This window comes from Marinobacter sp. JSM 1782161, assembly GCF_011421605.1.
Lineage (GTDB): Bacteria > Pseudomonadota > Gammaproteobacteria > Pseudomonadales > Oleiphilaceae > Marinobacter_A > Marinobacter_A bohaiensis.
The window spans coordinates 1,931,251-1,944,898 of the sequence record NZ_WSSA01000002.1 but is presented as its reverse complement, the minus strand read 5'-3'; the positions used below and the strand labels follow the sequence as shown (position 1 = coordinate 1,944,898).

Sequence of the window (13,648 nt, the reverse complement as noted above, 5' to 3'; positions counted from 1 at the left end):
GCTGGGCCCGCATCCGCGCTGCCTCAGCTCATCCAGTTGCCGCCATCCACATTCAGTGTCTGGGATACAACATAGTCGCTGTCGGCGCTGGCGAGGAATACCGCCGCGCCGGCATGATCCTCGGGCCGGCCCATCCGCCCGTAGGGCACCGCTTCGCCCACCAGGCGTTTCTTCTCGCCCAGGGGGCGGTTCTCGTATCGGGCGAACAGGGCGTCCACTTCATCCCACATGGGCGTGTCCACCACGCCGGGGGCGATGCCGTTGACGTTGATGCCGAACTGGATCAGGTCCAGCCCGCAGGACTGGGTGAGGCTGATCACCGCCGCCTTGGAGGCGCAGTACAGGCTCACCAGCGGCTCGCCGCGGCGTCCGGCCTGGCTTGCCATGTTGACGATCTTGCCGCCTTCGCCCCGCGCGACCATGGCCCGGGCCACCGCCTGCAGGGTGAAGAACAGGCCCTTTACGTTGACGCCGAACTGGCGGTCGTAGCTGTCCTCGGTCACCTCCAGCACGGGCGCCATGTCGAACACCGCGGCGTTGTTGACGAGGATGTCGATGCCGCCCCAGCGGTCGGTGACGGCCTTGATCATGCTGTCGATAGAGGTTCGGTCGCAGACATTCAGGGTCTGGCCCATCAGGAGTACCGCGTCGCCCCGTTCGCGTTTGAGCTCGGCCAGGGTGTCGTCGATGGCCTGGCGGTCGATGTCCGCCACGACCACGCGGGCGCCTTCGTCGAGGTAGCGTTCGACGATGGCGCGGCCAATACCGCGTGCGCCGCCGGTGATGACGGCCACCTTGTCCTGCAGTTTCATGGGCGTTGCTCCTCAGGTGCCGGGCCGTTGTCGCCCCGTTGCCGGCGCCATTCCGCCAACAGTTGGGGCAGGCCGGCCATGGCCGGCAGGGTGCGCCAGGCGCCGGCACTTTCCAGGTGTTCGTGGTGGCCGTCCTCAATGTGGCTGGCACCGGTGAAGCCGATTACGGTCATGCCAGCGCCGCTGGCGGCGGTGACGCCGGAGACGCTGTCCTCCACCACCAGGCAGTCCTCCGGCGCAATCCCCAGTTCGCGGGCGGCCAGCAGATAGACCGCCGGGTCCGGTTTTGGCAGCGGCACCTGCTCGGCGGTGAACAGCGGCGCCTGTCCCAGCCAGGCGTCCAGGCCGGTGGTGCGCAGGGAGTTGCGGACCCGGAAACGGGTGGAGTTGGAGACGATGGCCAGCGGCAGGTCCAGCCGCGACACCACATCGGCCACGCCATGGATCGGCTGCAGCGCCTGGCCCAACCGGTCCTCTATGGCCGCATCGATGCGCGGCAGGGCATCGTCCGGCAGGGCGTGGGCGCTGAGCTGCTCCAGGTGGCGCAGGATGTTGCCGGTGGTCATGCCCAGGGCGTTGCGCAGCACCGTGTCGGGTGCCAGGTCCGGCAGCCAGTCCCGCAGCATGTCGACCAGGGTGGCTTCGGCGATCACCTCGCTGTCCACCAGCACGCCGTCGCAGTCAAAAATCAGGGTTTCCATGGGCGTCTCGCTTATGGGGTGCCGGAATCGGAAGGCGCCCGATTGGCCTGGCGATCAATGGCGGTCAGTGGGTGCTGCTCCAGGCTGGTCAGGGCCAGGCCGTCGTCGCGGAACAAATGGCCGCGGAAGGGCTGGAAGCCGAAACGGACGACGTCGCCCACCTTGTGTTCGATGTCGCCGTCGGCCACCACGGTGACCATGCCCTGTTCCATCTGGACGTACAGGGAGGTGGCTCCACCCAGCCGTTCGATCACCTGGATGCGTCCGCTCAGGGGGCCGTCGTCCGCCAGGCTCAGGTGTTCCGGGCGGATGCCCAACTCCAGCGACGCGCCGTCGGCCAGGTCGCTGCCGTCCACCGGAATCCGGCAGCTGGCGCCGCCGGGCAGTTCCACGTTGACTCCCTCGGCGTTGCTGTCGCGATAGGTGACGGCCATGAAGTTCATGGTGGGCGAGCCGATGAACCCGGCCACAAACCGGTTGCGGGGGTGGTGGTAGAGCGCCATCGGGGAGCCGATCTGCTCCACGATCCCGCCCTGCAGCACCACGATCTTGTCGGCCATGGTCATGGCCTCGATCTGGTCGTGGGTGACGTAGATCATGGTGGCGTCCAGCTCTTCGTGCAGGCGGGCCAGTTCCACCCGCATCTGCACCCGCAGGGCGGCGTCGAGGTTCGAGAGCGGCTCATCGAACAGGAAGATGCTGGGGTTGCGCACGATGGCGCGGCCAATGGCCACCCGCTGGCGCTGGCCGCCGGACAGGGCGCGCGGCTTGCGTTCCAGCAGGTTCTCCAGTTGCAGGATGCGGGCGGCGTCCAGCACCTTCTGCTTGCGCTCAGTCTTGGGAATGCCCGCCAGGCGCAGGCTGAAGCCCATGTTGTCCTCCACCGTCATGTGCGGGTAGAGGGCGTAGCTCTGGAATACCATGGCCAGGCCGCGCTCGGCCGGGCCCACCTCGTTCATGCGCTGGCCGTCGATGAGGATGTCGCCGTCGCTGGTGCTCTCCAGCCCGGCGATCATACGCAGCAGGGTGGATTTGCCGCAGCCGGACGGTCCGACAAAAACGACGAATTCCCTGTCCTTTACCTCCAGGTCCACGCCCTTGATGACGTGGGTTTCGCCGAATTCCTTGATCACGTTTTTCAGTTGAAGCGTTGCCATGTTGAAACCTTTTTGTGCAGAACGGCTCTTGAAAACGGGCGCCGGAAGCCGCCTATTTGACCGCGCCGAATGTCAGGCCGCGGACCATCTGTTTCTGGGTCAGCCATCCGAACACCAGGATCGGCGCGATGGCCATGGTGGACGCGGCGGAGAGCTTGGCCCAGAACAGACCCTCGGGACTGGAGAACGAGGCGATGTAGGCGGTCAGCGGTGCCGCCTGGGACGAGGTCAGGTTGAGACTCCAGAAGGCCTCGTTCCAGCTCAGGATGACCGACAGCAGACCGGTGGAGGCGATGCCCGGCACGGTCAGCGGCAGCAGCAGGTGCCACACCTCCTGGAAGGTGGAGGCGCCGTCCATGCGACCGGCTTCGAGGATGTCCTTGGGCAGATCCTTGAAGAAGGTGTAGAGCATCCACACCACGATCGGCAGGTTCATCAGGGTGTAGACGATGGTCAGCCCCAGCTTGGTGTCCAGCAGCCCGGTGTCCCGGAACAGCAGGTAGATGGGTACCAGCACGCCCACCGGAGGCAGCATCTTGGTGGACAGCATCCACAGCAGCGTGCCCTTGGTGCGCTTGGTAGGCAGGAACGACATCGAATAGGCCGACGGGATCGCGATGATCAGCGCCAGCAGGGTGGAGCCGAAGGCGACGACCACACTGTTCCAGGCGAATTTGAAGTAGTCCGCCCGCTGTTGCACCTCGGCGTAGCTGTCCAGCGTCGGTGAGAAAATCAGCGAAGGATCGGCCACCGCCTCGGTTTCCGTCTTGAAGCCGGTCAGCACCATCCAGAAGATCGGGAAGAAGATCACGAAGGCGATGACCCAGGCCAGCAGGCCGATGGCGAAGCGTTTTACGGTTGGATTGGTCATGATGCGCGCCTCACTCGTCCAGGTTCTTGGCCACCATCCGCACCAGGAAGATGGCAACGATGTTGGCCAGGATGATGGCGACCACGCCGCCGGCGGAGGCCATGCCTACGTCGAAATCCAGCAGGGCGCGGATGTAGATCAGGTAGGCCAGGTTGGTGGTGGCCAGGCCCGGACCGCCGGAGGTGGTGACGAAGATCTCCGCGAACACGGTGAGCAGGAAGATCATCTCGATCATGATCACCACGCTGATGGCGCGCTTGAGGTGCGGCAGCGTGATGAAGAAAAAGATCGCCACCGGCCCGGCGCCGTCCATACGGGCGGCTTCCACCTGATCGTCGTCCAGCGACTGCATGGCGGTGAGCAGGATCAGCAGAGCGAACGGCAGCCACTGCCAGGCCACGATGATCACGATCGAGGTCATCGGCAGGGACGAGAACCAGTCCACCGGCTCGGCGCCGAACACACCCGCCAGCCAGGCCAGCACGCCGTTGGCCGGGTGCATCATCAGGTTCTTCCACACCAGCGCGCTGACCGTGGGCATGACGAAGAAGGGCGAGATCACCAGCACCCGGGCGATACCGCGACCGAAGAAGTCCTGCTGGAACAGCACCGCCAGCAGCGTTCCGCCGACCACGGTGATGACCAGCACCCAGCCGACCAGCAGCAGGGTGTTGAGCATGGCCGTCCACAGGGCCGGGTCGGTGAACAGGTATTCGTAGTTCTCCAGCCCGGCGAAGCCGGTCATGCCGGGCATCAGCAGGTTGTAGCGCTGGAACGAGAACCAGACGGTCATCGCCAGCGGTACGATCATCCACAGGAACAGCAGGGTGACCGCGGGCCCTTGCAGCGCCAATGGCCGCAGCCCGCCGACCGTGCGTCCGGCAGCTCGGGGTTTGTTCATGGTGGTATCCGGCTCGTTGCTGGGGCCGGGAAGCCCGGCCCGGGAGTTCAGGGTTCAATGCGGACCGGGAGACGCGGGCGCGCCTCCCGGGCGGCCGGGTCTACTTGATGTAGCCCGCACGCTCCATGGTGCGGCGGGTGGCCCGCTGAGCGTTGCTCAGGGCCTGCTCCACCGACATCTCGCCGGTCAGGGCGGCGGCGATCATCTGGCCCACCTGGGTGCCGACCGACTGGAACTCGGGGATGCTCACGATCTGCACCCCGGTGTAGGGCACCGGCTTGAGGGTGGCGTCGGTGGGGTCGGCCTCCTCGATGGCGTCCAGCACGAAGTCGGCAAAGGGTGCCGCTTCCTGGTAATGATCGTTTTTGTAAGTGGACTGGCGGGTGCCCGGCGGTACGCTGGTCCAGCCTTCCTTCTCGCCGACCATCGAGATGTACTCCTGGGATGTGGCCCAGGTGACGAACTCACGCGCCGCGTCCTTGGCGTCGGAGGACGACGGAATCGCCAGCGCCCAGGACCAGAGCCAGTGGGAGCCTTTCGGGGTCTGTGCCACCGGGGCCGGTGCGAAGCCCAGCTTGCTGGCGACGTCGGATTCGTCCGGGTTGTAGAGCTTGCCGGCGGCGGAGGTGGCGTCCACCCACATACCGCAGTTGCCGCGGGAGAACAGTGCCAGGTTCTCGTTGAAGCCGTTGGAACTGGCACCGGCGGGACCGTAGTCGTTGAGCAGGTCGACGTAGAAGGTGATGGCCTCGTTCCAGGCCTTGGAATCGATCTCCGGATTCCAGTCCATATCGAACCAGCGGCCACCGTACGTGTTCACCAGGGTGGTGACGAACGCCATGTTCTCGCCCCAGCCGGGCTTGCCGCGCAGACAGATGCCCGCCACGTCGTTGTCGGGATCGTTGATCTTGCTGGCCCAGTCACGCACCTCGGTCCAGGTGGGCTGGTCGGTCATCTCGATGCCGGCCTTCTCGAACAGGTCCTTGCGGTAGTACATCATCGAGCTTTCGGCATAGAACGGCAGGGCGTAGGGTTTGCCGTCGTAGCTCAGGCCGTCGAGCACGGGCTTGATCAGATCGTCCGGCTTGTAGGCTTCGGGCAGGTTCTGGAGCGGTTCCAGCCAGCCGCGCTCGGCCCAGATGGGGGCCTCGTAGGTGCCGATGGTCATCACGTCGAACTGGCCGCCGTTGGTGGCGATGTCGGTGGTCAGGCGCTGGCGCAGTACGTTTTCTTCCAGCACCACCCATTCCAGGTCGATGTCCGGATGCGCTTCTTCGAAGGCGCTGGAGAGGCGCTGCATGATGACCATGTCATTGTTGTTGACCGTCGCCACGGTCAGGGTTTCGGCCTGGGCCGCGAGCGTTGAGAAAGCCGCAATGCCGGCGAGGGGCAGGGCGTGTTTGAGCTTCATGGCTTGCTCCTTGTGTGGGAGATCTTGGAATTGTTGTGTGAAGCCTGTGCTTGCGCGTTGTTTTGATCAATTGAATCTAGCTCCGATCAAATGATCGGTCAAGAGCAAAAAAAATACAACCCGCGGGAAGGATGTCGGCCGGACCGGGGTCATTCCCTGACCTCCTGGTTGGTGATGCCCCGCTCGACGCCGTGCTCGACAACATAGCGGGCGGCGGTCTCGTCCGTGATCAGCCCCCGGATCCAGCGGCCGCGCAACGCCGCGAGAATGGCCGGTCCTTTCTCGTCGCCTCCGGCCAGCGCCACCAGACGCTGCTTGCACAGGATTTCCAGCGAGGGGCTGGTGATGCGTCGGGTGATGGAGCAGTCCACCAGGTCGCCCTGTCGGTCCAGGGGCCAGCCCAGCAGCTCGCCGACGGCGTTGCAGCCCAGCAGTTCGTCCAGCTCCGCTTCGTTGATGAAGTGGTCCTGGAACAAGGTGGCGTGGCGGTTGATCGGCCCCACCCCGATGAAGCCCACCTCGGCCTCGACGGCCACCTGGGCGATGGCATGGAACAGCCGCTGATGCAGCAGGGCGTCGCGCTCCTCCACCGATCCAGCCACCACCGGCGCCGGCAGCAGGAAGCGCTCGCTGGCGGTCTTGTCGGCCAGTGCCGTGACGCCGTCGTAGCGGTTGGATGAGCCATCCCGGGCGACGTTGCCCACCAGCGACACAAAGCGGTGCTGGGGGCGCTCCATGCGGCTGACCGCTTCCACCATGGCACGCACGGTCCGGCCCGACCCCAGCGACAGGGTCAGCGGATCGCTGCGTTCCAGGTAGCGGGAGAGCCGGTCGCAGCCGGCCACCGCGATGTAGCGGGCGCTGCTGTGGTCCTCACCGGGATCGGACGGCACCACGTCGCAGAACTCCAGGCCGAACTGGTCGCGGATCGCCTGGGACAGGATCATGCAGTTGGAGATCGGGTGATCGATGTGGACCTTGACCAGCCCTTCCTGGCGGGCCAGGGCGAGCAGGCGCTGCACCCCGGGACGGGACACCCCGAGCTGGGCGGCAATCTCGTCCTGGGTGCGGCCGCCGACGTAGGACAGCCAGGCGGCACGGGCGGCCTGGTCAAGTCTCAGTTCGAATTTATCCATCGCGGTTTTCGGGTTCCTTGATGCGCTTTAACGCCCGATCATGGCAAGGGCGCCGGCAATTCACAATACGGCGGGCCGGGGAAATCCACTAGGTGTGAGATGGGAGCGGGAAGCACATTGGGCCGGCAAACCCTGTACAATGCCGGCTTTTCCACGCCGGCGTCCGCTTTCGGTGGCGCCCTGTTTCTGCAGGTTTCCATGATTTCCACCGCCAACATCACCATGCAATTCGGGGCCAGGCCCCTGTTTGAGAACGTGTCCGTCAAATTCGGCAACGGCAACCGCTACGGGTTGATCGGTGCCAACGGCTGCGGCAAATCCACCTTCATGAAGATCCTCGGGGGCGATCTGGAACCCTCGGTGGGCCAGGTCATGCTCGAGCCCAACACGCGGCTGGGCAAGCTGCGCCAGGACCAGTTCGCCTACGAAGACTGCACGGTGATGGACACCGTCATCATGGGCCACGAGGAACTCTGGCACGTGAAGGCCGAGCGTGACCGCATCTATTCGCTGCCGGAAATGAGCGAGGAAGACGGCATGGCCGTGGCGGACCTGGAAGTCCAGTTCGCGGAGATGGACGGCTACACCGCCGAAGCCCGCGCCGGCGAACTGCTGCTGGGCCTGGATATTCCCATGGATCAGCACAATGGGCCGATGAGCGCCCTGGCGCCGGGCTGGAAGCTGCGTGTGCTGCTGGCGCAGGCGCTTTTCTCCGATCCCGACGTGCTGCTGCTGGACGAGCCCACCAACCACCTGGACATCAACACCATCCGCTGGCTGGAGAGCATCCTGGTGGCGCGGGACAGCACCATGATCATCATTTCCCACGACCGCCACTTCCTCAACAGCGTCTGCACCCACATGGCGGACCTGGATTACGGCGAGCTGCGCCTGTTCCCGGGCAACTACGACGAGTACATGACCGCGGCCACCCAGGCGCGCGAGCGCATGCTGGCGGACAACGCCAAGAAGAAGGCGCAGATCGCCGAACTGCAGCAGTTCGTCAGCCGCTTCTCCGCCAATGCCTCCAAGGCCAAGCAGGCCACCTCCCGCGCCCGCCAGATCGACAAGATCCAGCTGGAAGAGGTCAAGCCGTCCAGCCGGGTCAGCCCGTTCATCCGCTTCGAGCAGGAAAAGAAGCTGCACCGCCAGGCCGTCACCCTGAAGGATCTGACCAAGGGCTTTGACGACACGCGGCTGTTCTCCAAGCTCAACCTGCAGGTCGAGGCTGGCGAGCGCGTGGCGATCATCGGCCCCAACGGTATCGGCAAGACCACCCTGCTGCAGTGCCTGGCCGGCAAGCTGACGCTGGACGATGGCGAGGTGAAATGGACCGACAGCGCCCAGGTGGGCTACTTCGCCCAGGATCACGCCGCTGACTTTGCCGAGGACGTGACGCTCACCGAATGGATGGCCCAGTGGACCGACGGCGGCGATCAACTGGTGCGGGGCACCCTGGGCCGGATGCTGTTCTCCGGCGACGATATCGGCAAGTCGGTGAAGGTGATTTCCGGGGGAGAGGAAGGCCGTATGCTGTTCGGCAAGCTGATCCTGCAGCGGCCCAACGTGCTGCTGATGGACGAGCCCACCAACCACCTGGACATGGAATCCATCGAAGCCCTGAACCTGGCGCTGGAGAACTATCCGGGCACGCTGATCTTCGTCAGCCACGACCGGGAATTCGTGTCCTCACTGGCGACCCGCATCGTGGAACTGCGCGCCGACGGTGTGACCGACTTCAGCGGCAGCTACGACGACTACCTGCGCAGCCAGGGCGTCTACTGAGGGGCGGAGCGGCGCGCTAGAGCGTGCCGCCGGTCTCGATGCGATAGCTCAGGTCGATGATGCGCTCGCCCACGTCCGCGCCCTGCAGACGGGCCAGCAGCGTCTCGGCCGCGCGTCGGCCGATGGCTTCCCGTGGGGTGACCACACTGGCCAGGCGTGGCGTCATGACCTGACCCACGTCGTGGCCGTGGAAACCGGCGATGGCCATGCGCCCGGGCACGTCGATCTGGCGGCGCTGGCATTCGAAGAAGGCACCGATGGCCACGTCGTCGTTGGTGCAGAAGATGCCGTCGGCGTCCGGATAGTCCCGCAGAACGTCCCCCATCAGGGTCGCCCCGACCGTGAACGACGAGCGCTGTTCGAAGCGCAGGATCACCGGTTCCAGACCGTGTTCCGTCATGGCGCGGGTGTAGCCTTCCTGACGCTGGATGGTCCGCGTATCCAGCCGCACCCCCAGATAGACCACCTGTTTCCGGCCGCGCCGGATCATCTCGCAGACCATGTCGTAGGCGGCCTGCACGTTGTCGAAGCCGACCGCCTGCTCGATGGGCGGCAGGTGAGTATCCATGACCTCGATGGTGGGAATGCCGGCGGTTTCCAGCATGCGCCGGGAGCGCTGGGTGTGCTGGCTTTCCGACAGCACCACCGCGTCCACGTTATAGGACAGCAGCGAGGCCAGGCTGCGTTCTTCCACGTCCGGGCTGTAGCCGTAGTGGGACAGCATCAGGTGATAACCCGCCGGCTCCGTCACGCTTTCGATGCCCTTGATCACGTCCGCGAAGACCTGGTTGGTCAGTGACGGCAGCAGTACGCCGATGGCCCGGCTGGTGGCCTTGGAGAGAATGTCCGGCGCCCGGTTGGGGATGTAGCCCAGTTCTTCGGCCACCGCAAAGATGCGCTCGCGCATGGGTTCGGAGACGTTGTCCGCGCCGCGCAGACAGCGGCTGACCGTCATCTTGGTCGCGCCGACCCGGTCGGCGATGTCCTGCAGTGTGGGGCGTCTTTTCTTGGGCATTGTCGTCACGTCCTGTTCGGGCGGCGCCTATGATATGCGTTATCTCTCGGATTGAAAGCCGGTGGGGCCGGTTCGACCGGGACCCGCCGGCTGTTCCCGGGGTTCAGTCCCGTTCGGCGATGGCCTCCTGGCACTGCATTAGAATCGCCTCCGGCGTCTGGTTGATGTCCACCACGATGGCCTCGTCGGCACCGGGCTCCTCCAGCGCGGCGAACTGGCTTTCCAGCATCGCCTGGCCGTTGAAGTAGTGATCCTGGCGCCGGGAATGGCGCGACCAGATGGTGTCGAAGTCGCCCTTGAGGTAGACGAACTGCAGCGCCGGATCGCCGGCCCGCAGCTGGTCCCGGTAGACCCGCTTGAGGGCCGAGCAGGCCAGCACCAGGCCGTCGTTGTCGCGGATCAGCGCCGCCAGGTCCGACAGCCACTCGCGACGGTCGTCGTCGTTGAGCGGAATGCCGTTGGCCATTTTTTTCACGTTGGCCGGGCTGTGATAGTCGTCGGCGTCGAAGAACGGCACCCCGAGCTGCTGGCCCAGTCTTTGACCGACCAGACTCTTGCCACTGCCCGAGACGCCCATCACGACGATCTTGGGATGTGTCATCTTACTGCCACCATAGAGCCAGTTGCGGGAAGGCGATCAGCAGACCCAGTGCCAGCACCTGCAGGGCAATGAACGGCAGCAGGGAACGGAAAATCTCGCCCAGTGAAATGTCCGGCGGCGTGACCGTCTTCAGGTAGAACGCGGCCGGGCCGAACGGCGGTGACAGGAACGACACCTGCATGTTCATGCAGAACACCACGCCGAACCAGATCGGGCTGTAGCCCAGCTCGGTGACGATCGGCACGAAGATCGGCATGGTCAGCAGGGCCACGCCCACCCAGTCCAGGAACATGCCCAGCACCAGCAGGATCAGCATCATGAACAGGATGGTCATCAGGCCATCGCCGCCGCTCACGGTGAACACCATGTCGCGCACAAAGTCGATGCCGCCCATCAGGTTGTAGACGCCCACCAGCGCGGTGGCGCCGATGCCGATCCAGATGATCATGCCGCACACCCGCAGGGTGCTGATGGTGGCCTTGCGCACCATCGCCAGGTTCAGCTCGCCGCGGATCGCGGTGGAAATCGCAATGCCCAGCACGCCCAGTGCGGAGGCCTCGGTGACCGACGCCACGCCGCCATAGATGCTGCCCAGCACCACGACCACCGACAGGATCGGGAAGAACAGCGCCTTGAAGAAATTGGGCGCCGGCGTCTCCGGCTCGTCGGAATCGGACGGCACCGGGGCCATCTGCGGATTGAGCCAGACGCGGATCAGCACGTAGCCCATGTAGAACAGCGCCAGGATCAGGGCCGGCAGGAAGGCGCCCTTGAACAGCTCGCCGATGGACACGTTGGCGGTCAGACCGTAGATGATCAGCACGATGCTGGGCGGCAGCATGGTGCCCAGTGCGCCGCCGGCACAGGTGGTGCCGATGGCCAGGCGCCGGTCGTAGCCCAGACGCAGCATCTGCGGCAGGGCGAGGATGCCCAGCAGCACGGTTTCACCGCCAATGACGCCGGACATGGACGCCAGGATGATGGCCACGATCAGGGTCTGGATGGCAACGCCGCCACGCAGCTTGCGGCCCACGCGGGCCATGGCGTCGAACAGGTCCTTGGCGATGCCCGAGTGATCCAGTAACGACGCCATCAACACGAACATCGGCACCGCCAGGAACACGTAGGAGCCGATAAACGAATAGAGACGACTGCTGACAATCGGCAGCGCGTCGGGGCCGAACCAGCCGATGGCGAAGACCAGTGCCACCAGGCCGGTGGCGAACGCCAGCTGCATGCCGGTCAGCAGGAGCAGGACCAGCAGCACCAGCATCAGCAGGCTGCCGTAGCCGATCCCAATGGAAGCGAGTTCAAACATCAGGCATCACCTCCCTGGAACACCCGGCGCAGGTCGCGGATCAGGTGCAGGATGAATTGCAGGGTCAGCACCGCAACGGCGACCAGGATGATCACCTTGAGGTAGGCCGGGAAGGGCGGGTTCCAGGCGGAGCCGGAGGTCTCCAGTCGCCAGGCGCCCCAGGGCGCGCGTACCGCGTCCTTGGCCATGAACCAGCTGCCGTAGAGCAGCATGCTGCAGAAGGCCAGGCCCAGCAGCTGGTGCAGCACGTCCAGCCAGCGCTTCACTTTGGTCGGGACCGCGTCGTAGATCAGCACCACCCGAACGTGACGGTTGGTGGCGAACGCATACAGGCCGCCCAGCACGAACAGCGTCGCGCCCATGAAGGTGACCGTTTCATGGACCCACAGGGTGGGCGAGTCGAAGAGGTAGCGGCGTGCAATCTCGTAGGCCGAGATCGCCACAATCACGGCAAAGATCAGGCTCAGCTTCTTGCCCAGCCAGACGATGCCGCGGTCAAGCCAGGTGGAGCCGATATCGGTGTCGCTGTCGTCCGGCACCAGGTCGGTGTCGGGATGATCCGCGTCCGGCGCCTGGCCCGTCGGGTGGTGTTGATCAGACATAGGAGGACTCCATACCGGCTCTCACAGGGTCGCTGCGAGAGCCGGTCAATCTCATGGGAGTTACGGGAACGTGCGGTTTACAGGAGGCCCTGGGATTCCAGGTAGCTGGTCACGGACTTGTAGACCTTCTCCGCGTTGGGAGACTGCTCAGCGTAGGTTTCCCACTGGTCGCGGGCGATGCTGCGGAACTTGCGGCGCTCCTCGGCGGACCAGTCGTGGATCGTGATGTTCGGATCCTGGCGCGCTTCCTTGACCGCTTTCAGGTCGGCCATGGCCAGCTGGGTGCTGATGTCCTGGGCGAAGTCGCGGGCGGAAACGGTCATGATCGCCTGGATGTCTTCCGGCAGCTCGTTCCACTCCTTCAGGTTCATCGCGATTTCCAGCAGCGGCAGCGAGTGGAAACCGGGGTAGACCGGGTTGTTGGCGATCTCGTTCAGACCGGCTTCCTGGTTGGTGGAAAACACCGTGTAGTCGGCCGCGTCGATCACGCCCTTGCTCAGCGCGGTGTAGACCTCGGAGCCCGGCAGGTTGACCGGGGAGGCGCCCGCGGCGGCAAAGACGGACTGCACCAGGCCTTCCGGTGCACGCATCTTCAGACCCTTGAGGTCATCCACGCCATCCAGCGGCTTCTTGGACACGAACGATTCCAGACCGGTGGCAGCACCGCCGACGAACTTCACGCCGTAGGGCTTGTAGAGCTCGTTCATCAGCTCGTAGCCACCGCCGTAGTAGATGTAGTCGATCAGCTGATCCGGGCTGGACCAGGCGCCGACGGTGTTGCCGATCAGGCCGAAGGCGGGATCCTTGCCGGAGAAGTAACCGGTGACCGAGATATGGCCGTCGAGCACGCCCATCTTCATGGCGCCGAGGGTCTCGGTGTGGCCGACCACACTGCCCACCGGCAGGATCTCGATGTTGACGCGACCGCCGGTCATGGTTTCGACGCGCTCGGCCCATTCCTGCTGGATCTCATAGTTCTTTACGCCGGACGGATCGGACGACTGGAACTTGAAGTTGAAATCGGCTGCGTAGGTGTTGAGGGCGAAAGTGGCGGTCAGGACACCGGCCACGAGTTTCAGCGGGGACATAGTTCAGCTCCTGGGCTTTTTGTTTTTACGGTAAATGTTACCGGTAACATTTGCGGAGTCTATTGCATGGAAATTGGGCGCGCAAGGGGATTATTTGATCGTAATGACTGCCGGTGGTGCAGATGGGGAGGCGGTCTGAGTGGAAGTGGCTGGTTAGCGGGGAAATTCCCGGCCGCGTGAGCGGCCGGAGACAGAGACGAGGTCAACCGGAAGATCGGGGCGACAACCCCGAGTCCTGCGCGAAGCGAAT

Annotated in this window: 13 protein-coding genes; 1 reads left to right on the top strand and 12 read right to left on the bottom strand. The window is 64.7% G+C overall.

Annotated features, from left to right (window positions below; translation table 11 throughout):
* Positions 1–23 precede the first annotated feature (23 nt).
* The 7 genes from GQB00_RS08655 to GQB00_RS08625 all read right to left on the bottom strand — a co-directional run bounded on the left by GQB00_RS08655 (position 24) and on the right by GQB00_RS08625 (position 6,989).
* A complete protein-coding gene (locus GQB00_RS08655; protein ID WP_165855932.1) occupies positions 24–812 on the bottom strand; it encodes an L-iditol 2-dehydrogenase in 789 nt (262 codons plus the stop codon).
* A complete protein-coding gene (locus tag GQB00_RS08650; RefSeq protein ID WP_165855931.1) occupies positions 809–1,513 on the bottom strand; it encodes an HAD family hydrolase in 705 nt (234 codons plus the stop codon). Before GQB00_RS08650 ends, GQB00_RS08655 begins: the two co-directional genes overlap by 4 nt.
* An 11-nt stretch (positions 1,514–1,524) precedes the next feature.
* Positions 1,525–2,670, bottom strand: a complete 1,146-nt coding sequence (locus GQB00_RS08645; protein WP_165855930.1) for an ABC transporter ATP-binding protein — start codon at positions 2,668–2,670, stop codon at positions 1,525–1,527.
* Positions 2,671–2,722: 52 nt separating this feature from the next.
* Complete coding sequence (locus GQB00_RS08640) at positions 2,723–3,541, bottom strand: carbohydrate ABC transporter permease (RefSeq protein ID WP_111494594.1); 819 nt, start codon at positions 3,539–3,541, stop codon at positions 2,723–2,725.
* Positions 3,542–3,551: 10 nt separating this feature from the next.
* The gene (locus GQB00_RS08635) at positions 3,552–4,442 is read right to left on the bottom strand and encodes a carbohydrate ABC transporter permease (RefSeq protein WP_165855929.1); all 891 of its coding nucleotides are present in this window, start codon (positions 4,440–4,442) and stop codon (positions 3,552–3,554) included.
* 100 nt (positions 4,443–4,542) lie between these two features.
* On the bottom strand, positions 4,543–5,853 hold the full coding sequence (locus GQB00_RS08630; protein ID WP_165855928.1) for an ABC transporter substrate-binding protein: 1,311 nt from the start codon (positions 5,851–5,853) through the stop codon (positions 4,543–4,545).
* A 149-nt stretch (positions 5,854–6,002) separates the two neighbouring features.
* Positions 6,003–6,989 (bottom strand): sugar-binding transcriptional regulator, encoded by a 987-nt coding sequence (locus GQB00_RS08625; protein ID WP_165855927.1) that lies wholly within the window; start codon positions 6,987–6,989, stop codon positions 6,003–6,005.
* A 198-nt stretch (positions 6,990–7,187) separates the two neighbouring features.
* Here GQB00_RS08625 and GQB00_RS08620 point away from each other — a divergent pair, with 198 nt between their 5' ends.
* Positions 7,188–8,774, top strand: coding sequence for an ABC-F family ATPase (locus tag GQB00_RS08620; protein ID WP_165856570.1), 1,587 nt, complete (start codon positions 7,188–7,190; stop codon positions 8,772–8,774).
* Positions 8,775–8,790: 16 nt separating this feature from the next.
* Here the strand turns inward: GQB00_RS08620 and gntR are convergent, their stop codons facing one another.
* From gntR to GQB00_RS08595, 5 genes are all read right to left on the bottom strand, one after another.
* Positions 8,791–9,789: a gluconate operon transcriptional repressor GntR gene (gene gntR / locus GQB00_RS08615; RefSeq protein ID WP_111494602.1), complete on the bottom strand. Its 999-nt coding sequence runs from the start codon at positions 9,787–9,789 to the stop codon at positions 8,791–8,793.
* Between the two features lie 103 nt (positions 9,790–9,892).
* Positions 9,893–10,390, bottom strand: a complete 498-nt coding sequence (locus tag GQB00_RS08610) for a gluconokinase (protein ID WP_165855926.1) — start codon at positions 10,388–10,390, stop codon at positions 9,893–9,895.
* A 1-nt stretch (position 10,391) separates the two neighbouring features.
* Positions 10,392–11,708, bottom strand: a complete 1,317-nt coding sequence (locus GQB00_RS08605; protein ID WP_111494606.1) for a TRAP transporter large permease — start codon at positions 11,706–11,708, stop codon at positions 10,392–10,394.
* Positions 11,708–12,310 (bottom strand): TRAP transporter small permease subunit, encoded by a 603-nt coding sequence (locus tag GQB00_RS08600; RefSeq protein ID WP_165855925.1) that lies wholly within the window; start codon positions 12,308–12,310, stop codon positions 11,708–11,710. Before GQB00_RS08600 ends, GQB00_RS08605 begins: the two co-directional genes overlap by 1 nt.
* A 77-nt stretch (positions 12,311–12,387) precedes the next feature.
* On the bottom strand, positions 12,388–13,398 hold the full coding sequence (locus GQB00_RS08595) for a TRAP transporter substrate-binding protein (protein ID WP_111494610.1): 1,011 nt from the start codon (positions 13,396–13,398) through the stop codon (positions 12,388–12,390).
* Positions 13,399–13,648 lie beyond the last annotated feature (250 nt).

What these genes read in the sequence shown, in the direction of transcription:
- GQB00_RS08600 (WP_165855925.1), bottom strand. Translation starts at nt 12,310, where the DNA reads ATGTCTGATCAACACCACCCGACGGGCCAGGCGCCGGACGCGGATCAT.
- gntR (WP_111494602.1), bottom strand. Translation starts at nt 9,789, where the DNA reads ATGCCCAAGAAAAGACGCCCCACACTGCAGGACATCGCCGACCGGGTC.
- GQB00_RS08630 (WP_165855928.1), bottom strand. Translation starts at nt 5,853, where the DNA reads ATGAAGCTCAAACACGCCCTGCCCCTCGCCGGCATTGCGGCTTTCTCA.
- GQB00_RS08620 (WP_165856570.1), top strand. Translation starts at nt 7,188, where the DNA reads ATGATTTCCACCGCCAACATCACCATGCAATTCGGGGCCAGGCCCCTG.
- GQB00_RS08610 (WP_165855926.1), bottom strand. Translation starts at nt 10,390, where the DNA reads ATGACACATCCCAAGATCGTCGTGATGGGCGTCTCGGGCAGTGGCAAG.
- GQB00_RS08645 (WP_165855930.1), bottom strand. Translation starts at nt 2,670, where the DNA reads ATGGCAACGCTTCAACTGAAAAACGTGATCAAGGAATTCGGCGAAACC.
- GQB00_RS08655 (WP_165855932.1), bottom strand. Translation starts at nt 812, where the DNA reads ATGAAACTGCAGGACAAGGTGGCCGTCATCACCGGCGGCGCACGCGGT.
- GQB00_RS08595 (WP_111494610.1), bottom strand. Translation starts at nt 13,398, where the DNA reads ATGTCCCCGCTGAAACTCGTGGCCGGTGTCCTGACCGCCACTTTCGCC.
- GQB00_RS08605 (WP_111494606.1), bottom strand. Translation starts at nt 11,708, where the DNA reads ATGTTTGAACTCGCTTCCATTGGGATCGGCTACGGCAGCCTGCTGATG.
- GQB00_RS08625 (WP_165855927.1), bottom strand. Translation starts at nt 6,989, where the DNA reads ATGGATAAATTCGAACTGAGACTTGACCAGGCCGCCCGTGCCGCCTGG.
- GQB00_RS08635 (WP_165855929.1), bottom strand. Translation starts at nt 4,442, where the DNA reads ATGAACAAACCCCGAGCTGCCGGACGCACGGTCGGCGGGCTGCGGCCA.
- GQB00_RS08650 (WP_165855931.1), bottom strand. Translation starts at nt 1,513, where the DNA reads ATGGAAACCCTGATTTTTGACTGCGACGGCGTGCTGGTGGACAGCGAG.
- GQB00_RS08640 (WP_111494594.1), bottom strand. Translation starts at nt 3,541, where the DNA reads ATGACCAATCCAACCGTAAAACGCTTCGCCATCGGCCTGCTGGCCTGG.